Raw genomic sequence first — 22,079 nt, 5'->3', positions numbered from 1 at the left:
CACCACGGCCCGCGCCGGCCCGTGGCCTGATCCGCGAACCGTCGCCCGGCCCCGCGTCCGCAGGTTTCTGCCGCACGGTCGGACCCGGCGGACCGTCTGACCGGCCCAACTGTCCGGGCTCTCCCGCGCAGTTGGGTTCTGGTGCGAACTCCGCAGGCTGACCGACCGGTGGCAGGTCACTGCCACAGCAGCAAGGCGCGTGGTCCGCAGCCCCGGCGCTGCGGCATCGATCGCGCTGGAGAGCAGCACTGGCCAGCACCACATTGAGGAGGCGCTTGTGCATTCCCCGCCATCTCCACGGCGAACCCGAGAGAACGACATTTCAGGAGGCCCGGCGAAGAGACGTTTCGGACGACGGCTGGCCGCCGCGCTAGCCGGCATCACCGCCATCGGGATGGTCATACCGACCGCCTCGGCGAATGCCGTCGGCCCGCCTGCCCCTACCGCCCTCAACCAGATCCTGCCCGCTTCGGTCGGCGACAGCCTTCTCCGCGCTGCCGCCGGAACTCAGGCGAACGTGTCGCTGACGCTGGTGACCGGCGACAAGGTGAAGATCGGTGTCAACGCCGACGGGCAGCCGGTCGTCCACGACATCGAGCCGGCGCCGCGGCCCGGGAACGAGTCGGTGCTCTTCCAGACCATCACCAGGAGCGGCCAGGTCTACGTCGTACCGGACGACGCGCTGCCGCTGCTCGCTGCCGACCTGCTGGACTGGGAGCTCTTCAACCTTGCCCAGCTGGCCGCTTGGGCGGCCGAGGGTACGACCGGTGAGGTCCCGGCGATCGCCGCGTACACCGGAAAGACCAGCGCCCGGACGGCGCCGACAGTCGCCGGTACCACGGCGAAGACCGTCCTGAAGAGCATCAACGCCCGCTCGATGACCATCAAGGGCAACGGCCGGTGGTGGCGAGAGGTGCGGGAGAAGAACGCCGGCAGGTCCGCCTCCGCCGCTCGGGCCGCCGGCCCGCTGGCCGGAGTGGAAAAGGTGTGGCTGAATGGGCTGACGAAGCTTCAGCTCGACAAGTCCGTACCGCAGATCGGCGCGCCCGCCGCCTGGAGCCGCGGCTTTGACGGTTCAAACGTCAAGGTCGCGGTGCTGGACAGCGGTATCGATGCCACCCACCCCGATCTCGCCGACCAGATCACCCAGGCGGTCGACTTCACCAACAGCCCGAGCGGTACGGCGGACGAGCACGGACACGGTACCCATGTGGCGTCCACGATCGCCGGCACCGGCAAGGCCTCCAACGGGCTGCGTCGCGGTGTGGCGCCTGGTGCGAAGCTGCTTATCGGCAGGGTCTGCGGTTCGGACGGCTCCTGCCCTAGCGACGCGGTCATGGCCGGTATGGAGTGGGCCGCCCAGTCCGGTGCCGATGTGGTGAACATGAGCCTCGGTAGCTCGCTGCCCAGCGACGGCAGAGACCCGATGAGCCAGTCGGTCAACAAGCTCAGCCGGACCTACGGCACCCTGTTCGTCGTCGCTGCGGGCAACAAGGGCCCGGGCTCAGTGACGATCGGGTCGCCAGGTGCGGCCGACGACGCGCTGACGGTCGCGGCCGTGGACAAGAGCGACCAGATGGCCTCCTTCTCCAGCCGCGGACCTCGGGCCGCGGACGGCGCGGCCAAGCCGGACATCGCGGCTCCGGGCGTCGCCATCGTCGCAGCCCGGGCCAAGGGCACCGCGATGGGCAGGACCGTGGACGACTACTACACGACCGCCAGTGGCACCTCCATGGCTACCCCCCACATGGCCGGCGCCGCGGCGATCATCGCCCAGCAGCGCCCGGACTTCACCGGGCGGCAGATCAAGGCGCTGCTGATGGGGACCGCACGGGACCTTGGGCACGACCCGTACGCGCAGGGCGCCGGCCGGGTGGACGTGGCCCGTGCGATCGATCCGAAGATCATCCCGGACGGGAACCTGAACTTCGGCCGATTCGGATACCCGCACTCGCCGGTGCCCAGGACGGTCACCTACAGCAACTGGAGCGAGGAGCCGATCACGCTCACGCTGTCCGCCTCCGCCTCCTCCTCGGGCGGGCCCGCGCCGACGGGACTGTTCACGCTCAGCGCCAACCAGGTGACCGTGCCCGCCAAGGGGTCGGCCGACGTGACGGTGACCATGGACGGCAGGGTGTTGGAGAGTGCCGGGCAGTACGGCAGATACGCAGGCACCCTGACCGCCAAGGACAGCGCGGGGGCGCTGCTCGGATCGTCGCGGATCTCGGCGTTCTTGGAGCCGGTCCGTCACGAGCTGACCATCAAGGTCATTCCTCCGGCCGGCGCCACCAACATCTCGTACGGTAACGGGCTGATCGTCCCGGTGGACGAGGACAAGCTGAACCTTTACGAGGACCCGCTGGCGGTACGGGGTGGCGAGACGATCAAGGCCAGGGTCTTCACCGGCACGGTCGCGGCGGCCCTCGGGGTGATGTGGCGGGACGCGGCTGGTGACCTGAACCGGGCCGTAGCGATGGCACCGCAGGTGCAGGTCACCGGGGCGACCACGGTGGAGCTGGACTTGCGGAAGGCCAAGCAGGTCAGGGTGAACGCCATGGAGCCGACGGAGACATACCGGGCGGCCTTCACCATGGCTCGGACCGGGGAGGGCGGTTGGGGGCTCACCTCAAAGCTGTCCACCGCGTATGGTCCCGGTGAACCGAACTGGTGGGTACTGCCGACCGGCGAGGTGAGCGTCGGCACGCTCGCCTTCAACAGCCAGCATGTCCTGGTACCGCCGTCAGTAACGATGAAGGTCACGGGAGCCGGTGACTCCTTCGACCTGGACGCCCGCTACGCGACGCCGGACACCTCCATTCACGGCGGGGTCCAGCAATGGAAGGAAAACGGGAAGACGTTGGCCCGCCCGGTGCGGTTGACGATCCCCCGACTGCCCACCAACGTGCAGAAGCCCGTGGTCTACGCGGGCACCGGCTCGGCCGAGGATCTCGCCAAGGTCGACGCGACCGGTGCGCTGGTGCTGCTGAGGCCAACCGACATCTGCGCGAAGACCTGCAACTTCACCGCACTCCGTGAGCGAGTGACGGCGGCTGCCTCGGCGGGTGCGGTCGGCGTGCTGGTGGCCGGCGGGACCGATCGGGTCACCCTGGAGTCGTACGGGACCCGGATCTACAACTGCGTGAACGGTCCGGACAGCTGCCCGCCGGTCGAGCCGTACGCAGCGTTGCCGATCGTGACCGTACCCCCGGCCGAGGCCGCCACGCTGATCCGGCGGATCGGCGGCGGGCAGATGCCCGGCGTCCAGGTCGAACTCGGTGGCAACAGCGAGGTGTCGAAGAGTTACGCGCTGGCGTTCAGCACCAGCGGCCGGGTCCCCGCCGGCCTGCCGTACCAGCTCCTGCCCGGGGAGCTCGACCGTGTCGACCACCGTATCCACGCTGACCGGCCTGGAGTGACTCCCTACTTCAGCTGGACCAGGACCACCGAGTCCGGCGGCCCGGTTGTAGTGGACATGGACCTGCCCAAGCCGGCCAGTCAGCGGCAGCTCACCACGTGGGTCGGGCCGCGGGACGACCACGCGGTCGACCACTTCGAGCTGTCCACCAGGGATTACGTCGCGCCGTCCGTGGCGCGTGCAGGGGGCCTGGGCGAAGCCCAGGACCTGGCGCTCGACAGCCGGAACACGATCGACTGGAACGCGGGTCCGTCCCTGCCCGGCGCGGTGCCACAGGTCCGCACCAAGTCGGGCTTCACCACCAGCACCGGCCTGCCGTGCGCCGGCTGCCGGGAGGCTGACCATTTCTGGCCAACCATGTACCTGACCGGCAGCGGAGGCGGTCGCCAGGCCATCATCGGCTTCGCCAGCAACACGGGCGCCGTCGACTGGCTCTATGGGATGAGCGCCTGTATGCCCTCCGCCTGCGACGTCAGCCTCTCCAACGAGGCCGGCGGCGAACTCGGGCAACGGCTCGTCCCGATGAAGTTCGTCTTCCAGCTCAGCGAGCCCGGCAACGTTCCGAACCTGGTGTCGGGGGGCCAGCGGTGATGACCGAACTGAGAAAGGAGACCAGTCCGATGAACGCGACCGCGCCATCGAGATGGCGCCGGACAGTGAACCTGGCGGCGCTGGCAGCCGTAGGGGTGCTCGCGCTGACGGGTTGCGCGGCTGGTGCTGAGGCCATCACGTACGACCTGCCCGCGCAATCAGCCCGCTACTCGTTCGAGGCGGAAACCTACGGGGTCAAGACCGTATGGGAGTACACGTCCGACCGGCCGGCCAAGCCTGACGTGCCGGCGTCGCAGCCGTGCATCGCGGACACCATCGCCAGGGAAACCGGTCCGTGCCGTCCGGAGTCGTTGATCTTCCTGCGGTACGACCTGGGCCTGGATCTGGACAACACCGCCAGGGCCGACGGTCTTCACCTCGTCACCGTCACCGGCTACTACCAGGATCGCCTCAGCACGCCACCGACCGTGACCGAGCTGCAGGTCGAGGCCAGCTTCGACGGCGGCAAGACCTGGCAGCCGGCCATCACCCAGGCCGGCGGGAAGAACACGTTCACCGCGCAGATCAAGCACCCCAGGCGTGGCGAGGCTCCCGGAGGAGTCGGACTGCGGATCACCGCGACCGACAGTGCAGGGGACACCGTCAAGCAGACGATTCCCAAGGCGTACCAACTGCGCTGAGGTGAACCGATGAAGCGGTGAATCCACCCGGAGGGGCCGCGGCCGGGGCGAGACGTGAGTCTCGTCCCGGCCGTCCCTCTCGTATTCGGCGAAGCCTCGCCGAATACGAGCAGGGCCTTTGCAATCCTCGCCCATCGCTCGGCGATGGCTGCCCTGCCGGGCCGTCGGTCGGCAGCGAACACAGAAAGGAATTCACGTGACGCGCAGACGTCGCCAGTTGTTCGCCGCACTCGTGGCCGGGATAGCCGCTATCTTGGCCTGTGTAGTGGCAACTTATCCGTCAGGAACCGCAATACAGGCGGAGAGGGCCGGGACTGGCCAAAATCTGGACAAGCTGCATGCGGCCGACCCTGGTGACCCGCTCGGGGAGGGCTCGGAATCCGGCGAGGAAGGCGAGGAAGGGGAATCCGGCGAGGAAGGCCCGGGAACCGCCGGGCAAGTCAAATTCCAGCAGCGCGCCTACCCCGGTGACACCATCACCATGGCGCAGATGAACGGCGCGCGCGCCTCCTACCGCTTCGCCAAGGGCCGCCCGTTCCCGACGGGCAAGGGACAGAAGGGCACCTGGGTCACGGTCGGGCCCAAGGAGGCGGTCTACCCGTACGCCCCGACCCGCGACTCGTCCAGCTATCTGCCCAACGAGTACGTCGCGAGTGGCCGTACCACCGATGTGGCGATCAGCCCCACCTGCGTACCGGGTCACTGCAAGATGTGGATCACGGCCGCCGGTGGTGGCGTCTGGCGGACCGACAACGCGCTCGCCGACGAGGTGCGCTGGCGGTACCTCGGCGGACCGCTGGGCATCAACGCCGCCGGTACGGTGATGATCGACCGCAACGACGCCACCGGCAACACGGTCTACGTCGGCACTGGCGAGGCCAACGGCTGCTCCTCCGGTTGCGTGGCCGGCGTCGGCATCTACAAGTCCACCGACGGTGGCGAAACCTGGACCGGGCCACTGGGCCAGGCGGAACTCGGTGGCAAGGGCATCGGTCAGATCGCGGTCAAGCCGGGTGATCCCCAGACGATTTACGTCGGCACCACCACCGCGATGCGCGGTATGTCGAGCACCTGCTGCTCCGGGGCCAGCCGTCCGGTGCCCGACGCGGACAAGTGGGGCCTCTACAAGTCCACCGATGGTGGAGCCACCTGGACCTTCGTCCACAACGGGTCGGCCGACGCCGCGGCCTGCACCGGCAGCCAAGCCGAGTACAGCAACCAGACCGCCTGCTCGCCGCAGGGCGTCCAGGGCGTCGAACTGGACCCCGGCAACCCGGAGATCGTGTACGCGTCCTCGTGGGCGCGGGGCATCTGGCGGTCGCCGGACGGCGGCACCACCTGGACGCAGATCAAGCCGTCGCTCAACGCGACGATCGCCTATACCCGGCCCGCCTTCGACGTGACCCGGCTGCCGAACGGCAAGACCCGGATGTACGTCTACGAGGGCAACATGAGCAAGCCGGCCTCCCGGCTGTTCCGCAGCGATGACGTGGCCACCGACACCCCGACCTTCACCGATCTGACCAGCTCCGACTCCACCAACCCCAAGAACGTCTGGCTCGGCCTCTGCAGCCAGCTGTGCTGGTACGACGTCTTCGTCCACACCCCGGAGGGGCACCCGGACGTGGTCTACGTCGGCGGTTCCTACCTCTACGGTGACACCGTCGCCAACAAGCGGGCGGTGGTGCTCTCCACCGACGCCGGGGCGACCGGCACCGACATGACGTTCGACGGCACCGACGAACTGCACCCGAACGGCCTGCACCCGGACCAGCATGCCCTGGTGACGAACCCCAACAACCCGTTCCAGTTCTTTGAGGCCAGTGACGGCGGCATGATGCGGTCCAGCGGCACGTTCGTCGACCGCTCGGCGTGGTGCGACAACCCTGGCCGGAAGCTGAACGCGAATGGGCTGCTCCGCTGCAGGCAGATGCTCTCCCGCATCCCGGCTGAGCTGAGCAGCCTCAACAAGGGGCTGGCCACATTGCAGTTCGTCAGCCTGTCGGTGAGCCCGCACAACAGCAACCTGCTACAGGGCGGGACGCAGGACAACGGCACCTGGCAGACCGACGGCAGCCCGAACCTGTGGCGGAACACCGCGATCGGCGACGGCGGCCAGTCGGGCTTCGACGTCGGCCGGCCGGAATTCCGCTTCCACACCTTCGCCGGCACGTCTGTGGAGGTGAACTTCAACAACGGGAACAACGCCGACTGGATCTGGACCGGCGACCCCATCAACGGGAAGGCCTTTACCGAGTTCTACCCGCCGGTCATCAGCGACCCGAAGGTCAGTGGCACGATGTTCGCCGGCGCGGGACGGTCGGTCTACCGGACCAAGACGTTCGGGCTCGGTGACCGGACGCTCGAGGAGGCCAATCGGCTCTGCAACTCCAGGACCCGCGACCGCCGCGTGACGTGCGGCGACTGGGTCGAGCTCGGGTCCAGCCCGCTCAACGCCACTGCCTGGGGAGACCGGGCCGGGAGCGGGGTGGTGGCCGTCGAGCGCACCACCGCCGACACCGCCACCGCCTGGGCGGCGACGACCACCGGCCGGATTTTCATCTCCCACAACATCGACGCGGAGCCGGCGACCTCGGTCTCCTGGACCCGGATCGACGACGACGCGGTGACTCCGAACCGGTTCATCAGCAGCATCTACGTCGACCCCGCTGACGAAAACCACGCCTGGATCTCCTACAGCGGCTTCAACTCGGCCACGCCGACCGCCCCGGGGCACGTGTTCGAGGTCCGGTTCGACCCGGCGACCGGCACGGCCGACTGGACCGACCGCTCGTACGACTTCGGTGACCTGCCGGTCAACGACCTGGTGCGCGACGACGCTACCGGTGACCTTTACGCGGCAACCGACTTCGGCGTGCTGCGACTCGCGACCGGGACCACGACGTGGACCGAGGGTGCCCCGGGGATGCCCCACGCCGAGGTGGCGGGCCTGACCGTCGTGCCGGGCAAGCAGATCCTCTACGCCGCGACCCACGGGCTCGGAGCCTGGAGGCTCAATCTCGACTCTGAATGACACTGACGAAATACCGCACGAGGGGCCGCACCCGCGGCCCCTCGCGGCCGGCGACGACCGCTGGGCGGGCGTGCGCGGCGGCAAAGTTGGGTCGTCTGCCCCATCGTCCGGTAGCGGTGCGGGAACAATACTCAACCGGATGGAATCAACGCCTCCGCCTCGGCACCGCCACTATCGCCGCCGCCGGAACGCCGGCCACCCAACCGCAGCAGAACGGCCCTGCGTCGACTCCATGCTGCGGGCTTACTGAACTCGCTGATGTGCAGCTGCGTACAGAGAAAAGTGAGAAAGATGATCAAGCATCGAACGGCCCTCGCTGTAGGCGTCGCTGCCCTCCTGGTCGGCTGCGGAACCACTGCCATGCCCGCCACCAGCGGCGACACGACCATCCGTGTCCAGGTCTCGGGCGAGCCGGGGGAGACTGCCGGATATAGCGCGATAGCGAAAGCCTACGAGCAGAGCCATTCCGGGACGAAGGTGCAGCTCGTGCCCGTCGCGAAGAGCTCCGATCACCTCACCCGCCTGTCGACGGCGTTCGCCGGCGGCAATCCGCCGGATGTCTTCCTGATCAACTACCGGGAGTACGCCCAGTTCGCCGCCCGCGGCGCCATCGAACCGATCGGCCCTCGCCTGGCCGGCGTCGGCGTGGACACGGCGGACTACTACCAGCAGCCGATCAGCGCGTTCACGTACGACGGGCAGGTGCAGTGCATACCCCAGAACGTCTCCTCGCTGGTCGTCTACTACAACCGCACGCTGTTCGCCAAGGCGGGTGTGCAAGCCCCGGCGCCGGGGTGGACGTTCAAGCAGTTCAAGGAAGCGGCCATCCGCCTCACCGGCGACGGCGTCCATGGTCTGGGAATGGATCCCTCCATCGTTCGCCTTGCTCCGTTCGTCTGGAGCAACGGCGGTGACATCGTCGACAACCCCCAGCACCCGACGCGACTCACGCTCGACACGCCCGCTGCTCGGCAGACCCTGGAGTCGCTGGTTCAGCTCGTGCGGGACGATGGAGCAGGACCGGACAGGACCGAGCTCGCGGGTCAGGACCTGCAGGCCCGATTCGCCTCCGGCAAGCTCGCGATGCTCCTCGGTTCCCGTAAGGACACCCCGGCCCTGCGTGAAGTACAGGGTCTCGACTGGGACGTTGCGGCCCTGCCGGTGACCCGCAAGCCGGCCGGCGTCCTGCACTCGGACGCCTACTGCATCGCCCGCAAGTCGAAGCACCACGACGAAGCCGCCCGCTTCATCGCCTTCGCCACAGGGAAGGACGGCCAGCGGATCACCTCGCTGAGCGGACGTGTGGTTCCCTCCCTGCACGCGGTCGCCAACTCGTCGGCGTTCCTCGACCCTGTCAGGAAGCCGGCCAACTCCCAGGCGTTCCTCGACGCCCTTCCGAATCTCAAGAGCCTCCCGGTCCTGGCAACCTGGCCGGAGATCGAGGACGTAGCCGGCGAGGAACTGGCCCGCGCCTTCCACGACGGTGCACCCCTGGATGACGTGATCAAGCGGATCGACGAGCGCACCCGGCCGTTGTTCACCTCCAGTGACGGCACCCGATGAGGAGGCTTCTGTCAGGGCTGATCACCGCAGGGGTCGGCGTATCCCTGCTGACGGCCTGCACCCCTCCCACGGCAAGCACCGAATCCGGGCCCGACGCGGCAGAAGTCGCTGCCACCTGCCCGAGCCCCAGCCCGGCAGCCGAGATCTCGGACATACCGTCCGGGTTCAGGGCCGGCGAGCTCGGCGTGGTCACCGCCGTCCGCAAGCAGCACGACTTCACCTATGTGGTGATCTCCACCCGGGAATCGATCCCGGAGGCCGTCAGACACATGCACAAGCTGGCGGACCAGGCCGGCTTCACCGTCCTCAGCGCGCAGGATGACGGTATCGACGCGGAGATCTTCATCAAAACACCCCACGGCCAAGGGTTCGTCAGCATGGGCGCGGGGTCGTGCGGCCAGGTCATCGCGAATGTGGAACTACCGGACCCGCCGAAATGACAGTGCATCAGGAGGCACATATACGACGACCGGCTCGACTTCGCGGCAGCACGGCAGGACGGGCCTTGGCAGCCTGCACAGTCGCGGTCGTGTTCTTCTTCCCGCTGGCCATCATGGCCGTCGGCTCACTGCGCAAGCCGGGACTGCCGCCTCCTGGCGGGCTCGAACTCCTGCCGGACGTGCTCTGGTCGGGTAACTACGAGACCGTTGCCAGGCTGATCCCGTTCGGCCAACAGCTGCTGAACTCGGTCCTCATCGTGTCAACCGCGGTACCGGTCACCGTACTTGTCGCCTCCTGGGCCGGGTTCGCGATCGCCATGGCGCGGCCCGCCGTACGACGCCTGCTGATCGGCATCGCGCTGGTGGTGCTCAGCATGCCCGCGTCCGCCATGTGGGTGCCGCGCAAGGTGATGCTGGAGCAGCTGGGGCTGACGGGCCACACTCTCGTCGTCGCGCTGCCCGCGGTCATGGGAACCACACCGTTCTACGTGCTGCTCTTCGCACTCGCCTACCACCGCATCCCACGGTCCCTGTACGAGGCCGCGGCGATCGAACAGGCATCGATGTTTCGTATCTGGAGGTCGGTCGTATTCCCGCTCGCCCGGCCGACCATGTTCGCCGTGGCCGCGCTCGCCTTCGCCGCCCACTGGGGGAACTTCATCGACCCGCTCATCCTGCTCACCACGGAGGACGACTGGCCGCTCGCACTCGGCCTGCGCGCCCTCTCCGCACTCGAGCAGACACGGCATCCGCTCTACATGGCAGCAGCCGTCATGGCCACCGCCCCCGCCGCGCTCGCCTTCCTCGCCGCACAACGAGCGCTCGCCCCCCGCGACTTGGAGACATGACCATGGGCATCGCAATCCACGGTGCACACAAGTCCTACCGTTCACGCCGTAAGCAGCCCATCACCGCCCTGACCGAGGTCGATCTGCACGTGGCCAGGGGCGAGCTCATGGTGGTCGTAGGACCGTCAGGTTCCGGAAAGAGCACTCTGCTCAGAGCAACCGCCGGCCTCGAGGCACTCGACGCTGGCCGAATCGAGATCGGCGGACGCGACGTCACGACGGCCGCACCGGGCGATCGAGACATTTCACTGGTCTTCCAGGACTATGCACTCTTCCCTCACCTCACCGTCGCCGAGAACATCGCCTTCGGCCAGCGCGCCCGAGGCGTGCCCAAGACCCGGATCACCACCGACGTCGACCAGGCCGCAGCCATGCTCGGCCTCACCGCAGCTCTGGCCCGGTATCCCCGCGAACTGTCAGGCGGAGAACGCCAACGCGTAGCACTCGCCCGGGCCATGATCCGCCGACCCAAGGCCTTCCTCCTCGACGAACCTCTCGCCAACCTCGACCCCGACCTGCGACTGCGCACGCGCGCCGAAATCCGCGAACTCCAGCGCCGCCTGGGCGTGTCGATGCTTTACGTCACCCACGACCAGACCGAGGCACTTGCTCTGGGCGACCGTATCGCCGTCGTCCGAGCAGGCCGCATCGAGCAGGTGGGCACACCTGACGAGCTCTACGCGCGCCCAAGCACGGCATTCATCGCACGCTTCATCGGAACTCTGCCGATGAACCTGCTGCCACCCGAAGCGCTGGGCCGCGAGAACGGTCCGGTGACCGGCATCCGACCTGAGCGCACACACCTGGCACATGCCGGACACGGGCATCTGACGGGACGCGTCGCCACCGTGGAGCCAGGCGGCGAAGAGACGGTCCTTCACGTCGTGTGCCCTGACACCACGCGCATTCTGGTCAGGGTGCCGTCCTCGGCCGGTGTGCCCCGGCCCGGAAGCGAGACCGGTATCACCTGGAGCAACGCCGACGAACACCATTTCGCTTCGGCCGAAGGACCGCGCACCGCATGAACGAACAACACTGCCAACCCGCTCGGTCCACCCCTCACCGCAGATGGGACAGCGCGCGCACACCCTCACTCAGACATCGGCCGACAGCACTGGCCCTACCATGGCTCGCCGCAACAGCCCTTCTGGTGGGCATCCCACTCATCGGCTCGGCATGGCTCGCCTTCACCGACTACTACGGCTTCGGCGCCCCCTCATTCACCGGCCTCGACAACTGGCACCGACTCGCCACCGACGGAACCTTCTGGCACTCTCTCGCCAACTCGGCCAAGATCGCAGCCATAGCCATACCCCTGCGAACCGCACTCGCCATCGGCTGCGCGCTCCTGCTCCACCGCCGCAGCAGCATGAACAGCGCCGCCCGCACCGCAGTATTCCTGCCGTCCATCATTCCTGACGCCGCATGGGCTCTCCTGTGGCTCTGGCTGCTCAACCCTCTTTACGGGCCGCTACCTCTCGCCCTCGAAGCATTCGGCCTCCCCTCACCCGGCTGGTTCACCGACCCCGCTGCCGCACGAGGCGGACTCGCGCTCGTCGCCTCCCTCCAGATGGGCGAGGGTTTCCTCGTCGCCCTCGCAGCCCGCCGCCTCCTGCCAGGCTCCCTGCACGAAGCCGCCGCCGTGGAAGGCGCGGGACGCATCTTCACCTTCAGACGCATCACGCTGCCGCTGATGGCACCGATCCTCACATTGCTCGCGCTGCGGGACGTCGTCCTCCTCCTGCACACCACATTCATCCCGGCCCTGCTGATCACAGCCGGCGAACCGCACTCCGCGACACTGGTGGCACCGCTCTACGTCTACCGCCGCGCATTCCTGTACGGCGAGCTCGGGTATGCCAGCACCCTCTCGATCACGCTGCTGATCACCGCTGCCGCCGTCGCGGCCGCTCAGCTGATCGTTCTTCACCGTACGCGCCTTCTCGAGCTGCTCCGACAGTGAGGATGGACGTGGTGACGTCGCTGGCGGGTCTGACCCGTGCTGTGTGCTCACAGTGCGCCCCCGCGCGGGACAGACGGCCTCCGTCCTGCGTGGGGTGTCAGCTGTCGCACGCCACGCCACGCCACGCCGTCGTAGTCGAGACCGGGCCGATAGCCGGGCTGTCCACGGTGGATGGGTGCGGAACCTGCGGCGGGGGCCGTGTCGCAGTTCCGGTAGCACGCGCAGGCCGTGCCGCCGCTTCCGCCGGTCGAAGAACCGCCGGTCGTGACGCTCCTTCGACGCTCCGGGCGACCCGCGGCCTGCTCATGGGGCCGAGACACGCATGTCTGACCTGCAGGAAACTCCCCAGATTCTCCCCACGGCTCATCCCGGGTTCTGATGGAGCAGTGGGCTTCGGCCGCATCGTTGCTCGTGAAGACAGGACTTTGGGCCCGATAACCTGGGGAAATGCTGACAGAAGTCACAGCGACCCGTTACGTCACGCCCTTGCGTGAGGGCGGTTCGCTCCCGGGAATCGTCGAGGCCGACGACCTCGGCACGTACGTCATGAAGTTCACCGGCGCCGGGCAGGGGCGGAAGACGCTGGTCGCCGAGGTCGTCTGCGGGCAGCTCGCGCGGCGGCTCGGGCTGCGGGTGCCGGAGCTGGTCGGCATTCAGCTCGATCCCGTCATCGGGCTCTCCGAGCCCGACCAGGAGGTCCAGGAGCTGCTGAAGGCGAGCGGCGGACTCAACCTCGGGATGGACTATCTGCCCGGCTCGCTCGGGTTCGATCCGCTGGCGTACGAGGTGGACCCGAAGGAGGCGGGGAAGGTCGTCTGGTTCGACGCGGTGATCAACAACGTCGACCGGTCCTGGCGCAACCCGAACATGCTCGTCTGGCACGGCGACCTGTGGCTGATCGACCACGGCGCCACCATGATCTGGCACCACAACTGGCCCGGCGCCCAGGCCTCCGCCGCCAAGCCGTACGACGCCTCCGACCACGCCCTCGCGCCCTTCGCGCCGGACATCGCCGCCGCGGCTGCCGAGCTCGCGCCGCTGGTCACCAGGGAGCTCCTCAGCGAGGTCGCCGCGGACGTGCCCGACGAGTGGCTCGTCGACGAACCCGGCTTCGACAGCACCGACGCACTCCGCGAGGCCTATGTGGAGGCGCTGCTGCCGCGCGCCGCGACCATCCACGAGCGCGTCACCCTCGGTCCGCGCGTCGAGCGCAGGCCCGCGCAGCCGCCCGGCTGGCTGGCCGACCGCCTCGCTCCCCGGCCGCACTCCACCCAGAAGGACCGCACCACGTGACCGACCGCGATGTCTTCGAGTACGCGCTGCTGCGCGTCGTGCCACGCGTCGAGCGCGGTGAGTGCTTCAACGCGGGCGTGGTGGTCTACTGCCGCGCCAAGTCCTACGTCGCCGCCCGTACGCACCTGGACGAGGCCAAGCTCAGGGCGCTCGACCCCGACGCGGACGTCGTGGGCGTACGTGCCGCGCTGCATGCCGTCGAGGGGGTCTGCCTGGGCGGCGAGGACGCCGGGCAGGCGGCGCGCGACGACGCCGGCCGGCGCTTTCGCTGGCTGATCGCGCCCCGCTCCACCGTCGTCCAGCCGGGCCCCGTTCACACCGGTCTGACCGCCGATCCCGAGGGCGAGGTCGAAAGGCTGCTCGAACTGCTGGTGCGCTGAGCCCCGGCGCGCGGCTGCGGAGTGATCCGGTGCACCCGGTGGGCCGTTGACACCGGGTGCCAGGGCTTCTAGCGTCTCGTCTGCGGAAGGTACTAAGCGGTCGCTCATGTGTTGGGACGCACCGTGTGGGGCCGCATCCAGGGATGATCCAAGGGCGAGGAGAACCAGCATGTCGACCACCGAGCAGCGCGTAGCCGTCGTCACCGGCGCGGCACGGGGCATTGGCGCCGCGACCGCCGTACGGCTGGCCGCGGAGGGCCGCGCCGTCGCCGTACTCGACCTCGACGAGGCGGCCTGCAAGGACACCGTCGAGAAGATCACCGCCGCCGGTGGCACCGCCCTCGCCGTCGGCTGCGACGTCTCCGACAGCGCCCAGGTCGAGGCCGCCGTCGCGCGCGTGGCCACCGAGCTCGGCGCCCCGACGATCCTCGTCAACAACGCGGGCGTGCTCCGCGACAACCTGCTCTTCAAGATGACCGAGTCCGACTGGGACACGGTCATGAACGTGCACCTCAAGGGCGCGTTCCTGATGGCCAAGGCCTGCCAGAAGCACATGGTCGACGCGGGCTTCGGCCGTATCGTCTCGCTCTCCTCGTCCTCCGCGCTCGGCAACCGGGGGCAGGCGAACTACTCGGCCGTCAAGGCCGGTCTGCAGGGCTTCACCAAGACCCTCGCCAAGGAGCTCGGCAAGTTCGGCATCACCGCCAACGCCGTCGCCCCCGGCTTCATCGTCACCGAGATGACCGCGCAGACCGCCGAGCGCGTCGGCATGGGCTTCGAGGACTTCCAGGCCGCGGCCGCCTCCATGATCCCCGTGCAGCGGGTCGGCAAGCCGGAGGACATCGCCAACGCCATCGCCTTCTTCACGGGCGACGACGCCGGCTTCGTCTCCGGCCAGGTCCTGTACGTGGCCGGCGGCCCGCTCAACTGACGCCCGAACGGGAAGAGGAGACGTACATGAGCACGAAGGAACTGCCGGAGCTGTCCGGCAAGGTCGCCCTCGTCACCGGCGCGAGCCGGGGCATCGGTTACGGCGTCGCCGAGGCCCTCGTCGCCCGCGGCGACCGGGTGTGCATCACGGGACGCGGCGAGGAGGCCCTCAAGGAGGCCGTCGAGAGCCTCGGCGCCGACCGGGTGATCGCCGTGCCCGGCAAGGCCCACGACGAGGCCCACCAGGCCGCCGCAGTCGCCGCGACGATGGAGGCGTTCGGCCGGGTCGACTTCCTGGTGAACAACGCCGGGACGAACCCGGTATTCGGCCCGATGGCCGAGCTCGACCTGAATGTCGCCCGCAAGGTCTACGAGACGAATGTCATCTCGGCGCTGGGATTCGCCCAGCAGACCTGGCGCGCCTGGCAGAAGGACAACGGCGGCGCGATCGTGAACATCGCCTCGGTCGCCGGGCTCTCCCCCTCGCCGTTCATCGGCGCGTACGGGATGAGCAAGGCCGCCATGATCAATCTCACCCTCCAGCTGGCGCACGAATTCGCGCCCGGCGTCCGGGTCAACGCGATCGCCCCGGCCGTGGTGAAGACCAAATTCGCCCAGGCCCTGTACGAGGGCAGGGAGGCCGAGGCAGCCGCGGCGTACCCGCTCGGCCGGCTCGGCGTGCCGGAGGACATCGGCGGCGCGGCCGCCTTCCTCACCTCCGACCAGTCGGACTGGATCACCGGCCAGACGCTGGTGGTCGACGGGGGGATTTTCCTCAACGCCGGAGTCGAGTGACCGATATCCGGACACTTTCCTGAATTCCTGACCGGTTTGACCCCGGTTAGTCGTTGAATGCCTCAAGTGCCCCGTCAGGGTCGAACATTGACCTGGCGGGGCGCTGCGGTATGGTCGGCCGACCCATGGCTGAACGAGGAGCGTGCACGTGTTCAACCGGACCAGTCTGCAGGCCGCTGCAGCCCTTGCGTCCATATCCCTGGTGTCCGGATGTAGCCTGTTTTCGGACAATGCCTCCGCCGGGGAGCAGAGAATCGTCGTCGGCACGACGAGTTCTCCGACCACGCTTGATCCGGCAGCCGCCTGGGACAATTCCTGGGAGCTGTTCCGAAATGTCTTCCAGACGCTGGTGAGTTTCCCGACCGGCAGCACCTCCCCGCAGTCGGACGCCGCCGACTGCAAATTCACCGACACCGCCAGCCGGGTCTTCGAGTGCACGCTCCTCGACGGTCTGAAATTCTCGAACGGGCACGCGCTGGACGCCGCGGCGGTCAAGCACTCCATCGAGCGCATCAGGACCATCGACTTCGACGGCGGCCCCAACGGTCTGCTGGGCTCCCTCGACTCGATCGAGGCCGTCGACGCGCGCACGGTCGTCTTCCGGCTGAACAAGCCCGACGCGACCTTCCCGTACGTCCTCGCCACGCCCGCCATGTCCCTGGTGGACCCGGCCGAGTACCCCGCCGACAAGCTGCGCGACGACGGCGAGCTCACCGGCTCCGGCCCCTACGTCCTCGACGAGTACGTCGACGAGGAGTCGGCGGAGCTGACGAAGAACCCCACCTACAAGGGGTTCGCGGACCGCAAGAACGACGGCGTGACCATCCGGTACTTCAAGGAGTCCGAGGCGATGGTCAACGCGCTGAAGAAGAAGGAGATCGACGCCACCTACCGCGGTCTCACCGCCGAGGAAGTGGTCGAGCTCCAGGGGGCCAGCGACGAGAACGAGCAGATCCAGCTCGTCGAGTCGACCGGCGCCGACATCCGCTACCTCGTCTTCAACGCCCAGGACCCCTCGGTCGCCAAGGAGTCCGTCCGCAAGGCCATCGCCCAGCTCGTCGACCGTGAGGAGCTGGTCGCCAAGGCGTACAAGGGCACGGCCGAGCCGCTGTACTCCATGGTCCCCAAGGGCATCGTCGGCCACACCACCGAGTTCTTCGACCGCTTCGGCGAGCCGAGCGTCCCCAAGGCGCGGGAGATCCTGCGCGAGGCCGGAATCAAGAAGCCCGTCGAGCTGACCCTCTGGTTCACCACGGACCGGTACGGCTCCGGCACCGCGCTCGAGTTCGCCGAGCTCAAGCGGCAGCTGGACGCCTCCGGGCTCTTCAAGGTGACCTTGCAGAGCAAGCCGTGGAAGGAGTTCGCCGCGGGCTACCAGAAGGGGCAGTACCCGGTCTTCGGCCGCGGCTGGTTCCCCGACTTCCCGGACCCGGACAACTTCATCGCCCCGTTCGTCGGCAAGCAGAATGCGCTGGGCACGCCGTACCTGAGCCCCGAGATCACGGACGAGATCCTCCCGAAGTCGCGCCGCGAGAGCGACCGCGGGGCGGTCGTGGCCGAGTTCCGGAAGGCCCAGGAGATCATGGTGGAGGACGTCCGGCTGCTCCCGCTGTGGCAGGGCAAGCTCTACATCGCGGCGAGCGAGGACATCGGCGGGGCCGAGCGCGCGCTCGACCCGCAGACCGTCATGCAGATGTGGGAGCTCAACCGCCGGGCCAGCTGGTAGGCAGGCTGAGCACCCCACTTGTCAGTGGCCCCCGGTAGGTTCTCCGAGCGTAGAAGAGATCACCTACCGGAGGTTGTTGACGTGACCGACACCGACATGCTGCCCGAGTCCTGGCGCGGCGTCCTCGGCGACGAGCTGCAGAAGCCGTACTTCAAGCAGCTGACCGAGTTCGTCGAGGAGGAACGGGCCAAGGGGCCGGTCTACCCGCCGCGCGAGGAGGTGTTCGCCGCCCTGGCGGCGACGCCGTACGACAAGGTGAAGGTCCTGATCCTCGGTCAGGATCCGTACCACGGGGAGGGGCAGGGGCACGGCCTCTGCTTCTCCGTGCGGCCGGGCGTCAAGACCCCGCCCTCGCTCCGCAACATCTACAAGGAGATGCACGAGGAGCTGGGCCACCCCGTGCCGGACAACGGCTATCTGATGCCGTGGGCCGAGCAGGGCGTGCTGCTGCTCAACGCGGTCCTCACCGTCCGGGCCGGCGAGGCGAACTCGCACAAGGGCCAGGGCTGGGAGAAGTTCACGGACGCGGTCATCAGCGCGGTGGCGGCGCGGCCGGATCCGGCGGTCTTCGTGCTGTGGGGGAACTATGCGCAGAAGAAGCTCCCGCTGATCGACGAGGAGCGGCATGTCGTGGTGAAGGGGGCGCACCCTTCGCCGCTGTCGGCGAAGAAGTTCTTCGGATCCCGTCCCTTCACGCAGATCAACGCGGCGATCGCGGCGCAGGGCCACGAGCCCATCGACTGGCGCATCCCGAACCTCGGCTGAGCCGGTTACCGGCCGGGCGTTCGGCGCATCCCGGGCCTCGGCTGAACCGCGGACCGGGCGGGCGTTGAGACCGCCCGGCTGACAGGGCCGGGGCAGCGCCCGAGCCTGTGCCGGATCGGGGGCCACGGCGGTTAGCGTCGGAGCCCCCGGACGGAGAGCGCGTGGAGGCCGCAGTGACCGAGCAGCAGCAGGTGTCGGACGACGGCGTCATGACCCGGATCGGGCAGGCCACGATGCTGCTCCACGGCGGGGACCGCGAGGAGGCGCGCAATCGGTTCGGGGAGCTGTGGGCGCTGATCGGGCCCGACGGGGACCCCCTGCACCGCTGCACGCTCGCGCACTACATGGCCGACGCGCAGGACGACCCGGACGCCGAGCTGGCCTGGGACCTGCGGGCCCTGCTCGCGGCCGAGGGGCTGAGCGAGGAGCGGCTGGCCGCGCACGACTCGGCGGTCGCCCTGCGCGCCCTGTACCCCTCGCTCCATCTCAACCTGGCCGCCGACTATCTGAAGCTCCAGCGGCCCGACGCGGCGCGGGTCCATCTGGACCGGGCCCGTGCGGCCTCGGACGCCCTGGACGACGACGGGTACGGCACCGGGGTCCGGGCCGCGATCGAGCGCCTTGAGGTACGGCTCCGGTCGCGATAGCCCGCCCGCCTCACCGCGTGTACGTATCCCGGCAGATCCTCGCCTGCGGGCTGTCCGGGCGCCAGCCGCCGTACTTCGCACCCAGCTCGCACACCTCGGCCCGGGAGCGCGGCGGCTCGGGCAGCTCGCGCGGCAGGGGCGGCGGCACCGGCTCCAGCCGCTTCTGCCGGCCCGGCGCGGACGACCGCTTCTCCTTGCCGGCGCCGTTCCGTGCGACGGTCCCGTCCTTCTTGTCGAGTTTCCTCGGAGCCGTCGCCCGCGGGGACGGCGGCGGGGGATCGGGCAGCGCCGCCTCCAGCGCCTCACGGGCCGGGCCCTCGACGATCTGCGGCGCCACGTCCACGTCCTGGGCGGGGCCGCTCACCGCCGGGGGCGGTGGGGACGGTGGGGGAGCGACGGGCGACGAATCGACCGCGACGCAGCCGGAGAGCGTGGCGACGACCGCCCCGACCAGGAACTTCGCTGTGGTTCTCGTTGCATGCACTCGCGCCACTCTGCTGGCCGTACGGTGATCTTCGCGCCCCTACCGGCGGGGAATGCCCCGCACGGGTGATGACCCCGATCCGGGTGACGCTAGTCGCCGGTCGCCCCGTCGATCCGCTCGCGCAGCAGATCCGCGTGGCCGTTGTGGCGCGCGTACTCCTCGATCATGTGGGTGTAGATCCAGCGCAGGTTGAACACCTCGCCGCCCGGGTGCTCTCCCTTGCCGATGTCGTCGAGGCCGTGGGCCGCCGCGACGGCGCGCGCTTCCTCGATCTCCCGCTGCCAGGTGGCATGGACCTCCTCCCACGTGTCCGCCTCGGTGACCCGGAAGGAGCGGTCGGTGTCCTGCGCGGTGCTGTAGATCCGTTCCGCCCGCTCGCCGGCCAGGATGCGCCGGAACCAGCCGCGCTCCACCTCGGCCATGTGCCGGACCAGGCCGAGCAGGGTGAGGCTCGACGGCGGGGCGGAGGCCGTGCGCAGCTGCGCGTCGTCGAGTCCGCGGCACTTCAGGGCGAGAGTCTGCCGGTGGTAGTCCAGCCAGCCTTCGAGCATCTCGCGCTCGCCGGCGGTGGTGGACGGTTCGGTACGGGCGGTGTCATCGACAGAGGTCATGCGGGGCATCGTCGTCCATGACACGGGACCGCGCCAGGGGATTCCCGCGCGTTCACCCGCCGAGCATGCCGCGCAGCAACTCCTCGAACCCCGTCCGCAGTTCCGCCCGCGCGGGCACGGCCGAGTGGAAGGACCCGGCGGCGCAGGAGAACATCAGCCCCTCGCACCAGGCGATCAGGGAGAGGGCGTGCCGCTCGGGGGCCGGGGAGCCGGCGTCCGCCATCATCGCGATCAGCGGCCCGTGGAACGCCGCCGAGCCCGCCGCGTCGAAGAAGGAGCGCAGTTCGGGGCGGCGTGTGGCCTCCAGGGCGAGTTCGTAGCGCGAGACGAGCAGCGCCCGATGGTCGGTGAGATAGCGGTGCAGGGCCAGCGACAGGGCGTCCACCAGGGCATCGGGCCCGCTGCCGGGTCCCGGCATCTCGTGCGGGGTGAGCACGCGCGACTCCAGCTCGACCTGCCGTCGTACGGCGGTCTCCAGGAGCGCCTGACGGGTGCGGGCGTGGTTCGACGTCGAGCCCTGCGGCAGCCCCGCGCGCTCGTCGACGGCGCGATGGGTCAGCCCGCGCATCCCCCGCTCGACGAGCAGATCGAGCGCGGCGTCACCGATACGCGTGGTGCGGGAGAGGGGAGAGGCGTCGGACGTGGCGGTGCGGGCGGTCATGGGGACAACCTACTACCGAGTCGACTACAGCTGTAGTACGGTCGAGGGGTGTCACTACACCTGTAGTTGCCGAGGAGGAGTCATGGACCAGCACCGTGCCGTCGTCGTCGGAGCCGGCATCGGCGGACTCACCGCAGCCGTCGCCCTCCACCGGAGCGGCTGGGACGTCACCGTCCTGGAGCGCGCCGGCGCCCTCACCCCCGTCGGGGCCGGCATCGGCCTCGCCCCCAACTCCCAGCGCGCCCTTGACGTCATCGGCCTCGGCGACCGGGTCCGGGAGCTCTCCGCCTGGCAGGGCGACGGCGGCATGCGCGCCCCCGACGGCCGCTGGCTCGCCCGTACCAGCGCCAAGGCCGCCGCCGACCGCTTCGGCGGGCCCCTCGTCCTGCTGCACCGCGCCACCCTCGTCGGGATCCTCACCTCCGCCCTCCCCGACGGCGTCGTACGGACCGGAGTGACCGCCTCCCTCGCCGACCCCGGCGACGACGAACGGCCGGCCGTGGTCCGTACCCCCGAAGGGGACATCGAGGCCGAGCTGGTCCTCGGCGCCGACGGCATCCACTCCACGGTCCGCCGCACCCTGTTCCCCGACCACGCCGGACCGCGGTACTCCGGCTTCACCACCTGGCGCGTGGTCGTCCCCGCCCCCGACCGGCCCTTCGCCCCGCACGAGACCTGGGGCCGCGGCCGCCTCTGGGGCACCCAGCCCCTCAAGGACGGCCGGGTGTACGCCTACGCGATGGCCGCCGCCCCCCAAGGCGCACACGCCCCCGACGACGAGAAGGCCGAACTCCTGCGGCTCTTCGGCGACTGGCACCACCCGGTGCCCGAGATCCTCGCCGCCGTCGATCCCGACGGCGTCCTGCGCAGCGACGTCCACCACATGCTCGAACCGCTCCCCGCCTTCCACCGCGGCCGGGTCGCCCTTCTCGGCGACGCCGCCCACGCCATGGAGCCCACCCTCGGCCAGGGCGGCAACCAGGCCATCGAGGACGCGATCGTCCTCGCCCACCACGCCCGCCGGGGACTCGCGCCGAGCCGCGCGCTCGCCGCGTACACCGCCGACCGGCTGCCGCGCACCACCGCGATCGTCCGCAAGGCCGCCCGCACCGGCCGGCTCGCCCTGCTCTCGGCCCGCCCCGCCGTCGCCCTGCGCAACGCGCTCATCGTGACCGTGTCGCGCTTCGGTCCCGGACTCGTCCTGCGCGGCTTCGACGGCATCGCCGACTGGCGGCCACCGCTCGCCGAGGAGCGCCCGCGCGTAAGCTGACCAGCACATCGACAAGCGCAAG

20 protein-coding genes are annotated in these 22,079 nt (G+C 69.4%); 16 read left to right on the top strand and 4 right to left on the bottom strand.

What is annotated here, in order from left to right; all coding sequences use genetic code 11:
- Positions 1 to 394 precede the first annotated feature (394 nt).
- The 8 genes from ACZ4VI_RS27070 to ACZ4VI_RS27035 all read left to right on the top strand — a co-directional run bounded on the left by ACZ4VI_RS27070 (position 395) and on the right by ACZ4VI_RS27035 (position 12,495).
- Positions 395 to 4,006, top strand: a complete 3,612-nt coding sequence (locus tag ACZ4VI_RS27070; protein WP_468003284.1) for a S8 family serine peptidase — start codon at positions 395 to 397, stop codon at positions 4,004 to 4,006.
- 29 nt (positions 4,007 to 4,035) lie between these two features.
- Complete coding sequence (locus ACZ4VI_RS27065; RefSeq protein ID WP_468003282.1) at positions 4,036 to 4,647, top strand: hypothetical protein; 612 nt, start codon at positions 4,036 to 4,038, stop codon at positions 4,645 to 4,647.
- A gap of 490 nt (positions 4,648 to 5,137) precedes the next feature.
- A complete protein-coding gene (locus ACZ4VI_RS27060; protein ID WP_468003280.1) occupies positions 5,138 to 7,681 on the top strand; it encodes a WD40/YVTN/BNR-like repeat-containing protein in 2,544 nt (847 codons plus the stop codon).
- A 291-nt stretch (positions 7,682 to 7,972) separates the two neighbouring features.
- Complete coding sequence (locus ACZ4VI_RS27055; RefSeq protein WP_468003278.1) at positions 7,973 to 9,244, top strand: ABC transporter substrate-binding protein; 1,272 nt, start codon at positions 7,973 to 7,975, stop codon at positions 9,242 to 9,244.
- On the top strand, positions 9,241 to 9,684 hold the full coding sequence (locus ACZ4VI_RS27050; RefSeq protein WP_468003276.1) for a hypothetical protein: 444 nt from the start codon (positions 9,241 to 9,243) through the stop codon (positions 9,682 to 9,684). The genes ACZ4VI_RS27055 and ACZ4VI_RS27050 overlap by 4 nt, the downstream gene beginning before the upstream one ends.
- 65 nt (positions 9,685 to 9,749) lie before the next feature.
- Positions 9,750 to 10,532 carry a carbohydrate ABC transporter permease gene (locus ACZ4VI_RS27045; RefSeq protein ID WP_468003274.1) on the top strand — a complete coding sequence of 261 codons (783 nt, stop codon included), beginning with the start codon at positions 9,750 to 9,752 and terminating at the stop codon, positions 10,530 to 10,532.
- Complete coding sequence (locus ACZ4VI_RS27040; RefSeq protein WP_468003272.1) at positions 10,529 to 11,557, top strand: ABC transporter ATP-binding protein; 1,029 nt, start codon at positions 10,529 to 10,531, stop codon at positions 11,555 to 11,557. The genes ACZ4VI_RS27045 and ACZ4VI_RS27040 overlap by 4 nt, the downstream gene beginning before the upstream one ends.
- A gap of 125 nt (positions 11,558 to 11,682) precedes the next feature.
- Entirely contained in the window at positions 11,683 to 12,495 is an 813-nt protein-coding gene (locus ACZ4VI_RS27035) for a carbohydrate ABC transporter permease (RefSeq protein WP_468003270.1), read from the top strand.
- A gap of 47 nt (positions 12,496 to 12,542) precedes the next feature.
- Here the strand turns inward: ACZ4VI_RS27035 and ACZ4VI_RS27030 are convergent, their stop codons facing one another.
- Positions 12,543 to 12,815, bottom strand: a complete 273-nt coding sequence (locus ACZ4VI_RS27030; protein ID WP_468003268.1) for an excalibur calcium-binding domain-containing protein — start codon at positions 12,813 to 12,815, stop codon at positions 12,543 to 12,545.
- 127 nt (positions 12,816 to 12,942) lie between these two features.
- Between ACZ4VI_RS27030 and ACZ4VI_RS27025 the strand changes: the two genes are divergently transcribed.
- From ACZ4VI_RS27025 to ACZ4VI_RS26995, 7 genes are all read left to right on the top strand, one after another.
- On the top strand, positions 12,943 to 13,788 hold the full coding sequence (locus tag ACZ4VI_RS27025) for a HipA family kinase (protein WP_468003266.1): 846 nt from the start codon (positions 12,943 to 12,945) through the stop codon (positions 13,786 to 13,788).
- Complete coding sequence (locus ACZ4VI_RS27020) at positions 13,785 to 14,168, top strand: DUF3037 domain-containing protein (RefSeq protein WP_468003264.1); 384 nt, start codon at positions 13,785 to 13,787, stop codon at positions 14,166 to 14,168. Before ACZ4VI_RS27025 ends, ACZ4VI_RS27020 begins: the two co-directional genes overlap by 4 nt.
- A 169-nt stretch (positions 14,169 to 14,337) precedes the next feature.
- The gene (gene fabG, locus ACZ4VI_RS27015) at positions 14,338 to 15,099 is read left to right on the top strand and encodes a 3-oxoacyl-ACP reductase FabG (protein WP_468003262.1); all 762 of its coding nucleotides are present in this window, start codon (positions 14,338 to 14,340) and stop codon (positions 15,097 to 15,099) included.
- Between the two features lie 26 nt (positions 15,100 to 15,125).
- Complete coding sequence (locus ACZ4VI_RS27010) at positions 15,126 to 15,893, top strand: SDR family oxidoreductase (protein WP_468003261.1); 768 nt, start codon at positions 15,126 to 15,128, stop codon at positions 15,891 to 15,893.
- Between the two features lie 148 nt (positions 15,894 to 16,041).
- Positions 16,042 to 17,619 carry an ABC transporter substrate-binding protein gene (locus ACZ4VI_RS27005; RefSeq protein ID WP_468003259.1) on the top strand — a complete coding sequence of 526 codons (1,578 nt, stop codon included), beginning with the start codon at positions 16,042 to 16,044 and terminating at the stop codon, positions 17,617 to 17,619.
- Between the two features lie 81 nt (positions 17,620 to 17,700).
- Positions 17,701 to 18,384, top strand: coding sequence for a uracil-DNA glycosylase (locus ACZ4VI_RS27000; protein WP_468003257.1), 684 nt, complete (start codon positions 17,701 to 17,703; stop codon positions 18,382 to 18,384).
- A 173-nt stretch (positions 18,385 to 18,557) separates the two neighbouring features.
- The gene (locus ACZ4VI_RS26995) at positions 18,558 to 19,031 is read left to right on the top strand and encodes a hypothetical protein (protein ID WP_468003314.1); all 474 of its coding nucleotides are present in this window, start codon (positions 18,558 to 18,560) and stop codon (positions 19,029 to 19,031) included.
- A gap of 10 nt (positions 19,032 to 19,041) precedes the next feature.
- On the opposite strand, the gene ACZ4VI_RS26990 is transcribed toward ACZ4VI_RS26995, so the two are convergent.
- From ACZ4VI_RS26990 to ACZ4VI_RS26980, 3 genes are all read right to left on the bottom strand, one after another.
- The gene (locus ACZ4VI_RS26990; protein ID WP_468003256.1) at positions 19,042 to 19,515 is read right to left on the bottom strand and encodes a hypothetical protein; all 474 of its coding nucleotides are present in this window, start codon (positions 19,513 to 19,515) and stop codon (positions 19,042 to 19,044) included.
- Positions 19,516 to 19,604: 89 nt separating this feature from the next.
- Positions 19,605 to 20,135, bottom strand: a complete 531-nt coding sequence (locus ACZ4VI_RS26985) for a DinB family protein (RefSeq protein WP_468003254.1) — start codon at positions 20,133 to 20,135, stop codon at positions 19,605 to 19,607.
- 43 nt (positions 20,136 to 20,178) lie between these two features.
- Positions 20,179 to 20,787, bottom strand: coding sequence for a TetR/AcrR family transcriptional regulator (locus ACZ4VI_RS26980; protein WP_468003252.1), 609 nt, complete (start codon positions 20,785 to 20,787; stop codon positions 20,179 to 20,181).
- Positions 20,788 to 20,869: 82 nt separating this feature from the next.
- On the opposite strand from ACZ4VI_RS26980, the gene ACZ4VI_RS26975 reads away from it, so the two are divergent.
- Entirely contained in the window at positions 20,870 to 22,057 is a 1,188-nt protein-coding gene (locus tag ACZ4VI_RS26975; RefSeq protein ID WP_468003250.1) for an FAD-dependent monooxygenase, read from the top strand.
- The last annotated feature ends 22 nt before the right edge of the window (positions 22,058 to 22,079 follow it).

Source organism: Streptomyces sp. NPDC029169, assembly GCF_055563935.1.
The sequence above is the reverse complement of the archived record's forward strand: the minus strand, read 5'-3'. Positions and strand labels throughout refer to the sequence as shown.

What these genes read in the sequence shown, in the direction of transcription:
- ACZ4VI_RS27070 (WP_468003284.1), top strand. Translation starts at nt 395, where the DNA reads ATGGTCATACCGACCGCCTCGGCGAATGCCGTCGGCCCGCCTGCCCCT.
- ACZ4VI_RS27065 (WP_468003282.1), top strand. Translation starts at nt 4,036, where the DNA reads ATGAACGCGACCGCGCCATCGAGATGGCGCCGGACAGTGAACCTGGCG.
- ACZ4VI_RS27060 (WP_468003280.1), top strand. Translation starts at nt 5,138, where the DNA reads ATGAACGGCGCGCGCGCCTCCTACCGCTTCGCCAAGGGCCGCCCGTTC.
- ACZ4VI_RS27055 (WP_468003278.1), top strand. Translation starts at nt 7,973, where the DNA reads ATGATCAAGCATCGAACGGCCCTCGCTGTAGGCGTCGCTGCCCTCCTG.
- ACZ4VI_RS27050 (WP_468003276.1), top strand. Translation starts at nt 9,241, where the DNA reads ATGAGGAGGCTTCTGTCAGGGCTGATCACCGCAGGGGTCGGCGTATCC.
- ACZ4VI_RS27040 (WP_468003272.1), top strand. Translation starts at nt 10,529, where the DNA reads ATGACCATGGGCATCGCAATCCACGGTGCACACAAGTCCTACCGTTCA.
- ACZ4VI_RS27025 (WP_468003266.1), top strand. Translation starts at nt 12,943, where the DNA reads ATGCTGACAGAAGTCACAGCGACCCGTTACGTCACGCCCTTGCGTGAG.
- fabG (WP_468003262.1), top strand. Translation starts at nt 14,338, where the DNA reads ATGTCGACCACCGAGCAGCGCGTAGCCGTCGTCACCGGCGCGGCACGG.
- ACZ4VI_RS27010 (WP_468003261.1), top strand. Translation starts at nt 15,126, where the DNA reads ATGAGCACGAAGGAACTGCCGGAGCTGTCCGGCAAGGTCGCCCTCGTC.
- ACZ4VI_RS26985 (WP_468003254.1), bottom strand. Translation starts at nt 20,135, where the DNA reads ATGCCCCGCATGACCTCTGTCGATGACACCGCCCGTACCGAACCGTCC.
- ACZ4VI_RS26980 (WP_468003252.1), bottom strand. Translation starts at nt 20,787, where the DNA reads ATGACCGCCCGCACCGCCACGTCCGACGCCTCTCCCCTCTCCCGCACC.
- ACZ4VI_RS26975 (WP_468003250.1), top strand. Translation starts at nt 20,870, where the DNA reads ATGGACCAGCACCGTGCCGTCGTCGTCGGAGCCGGCATCGGCGGACTC.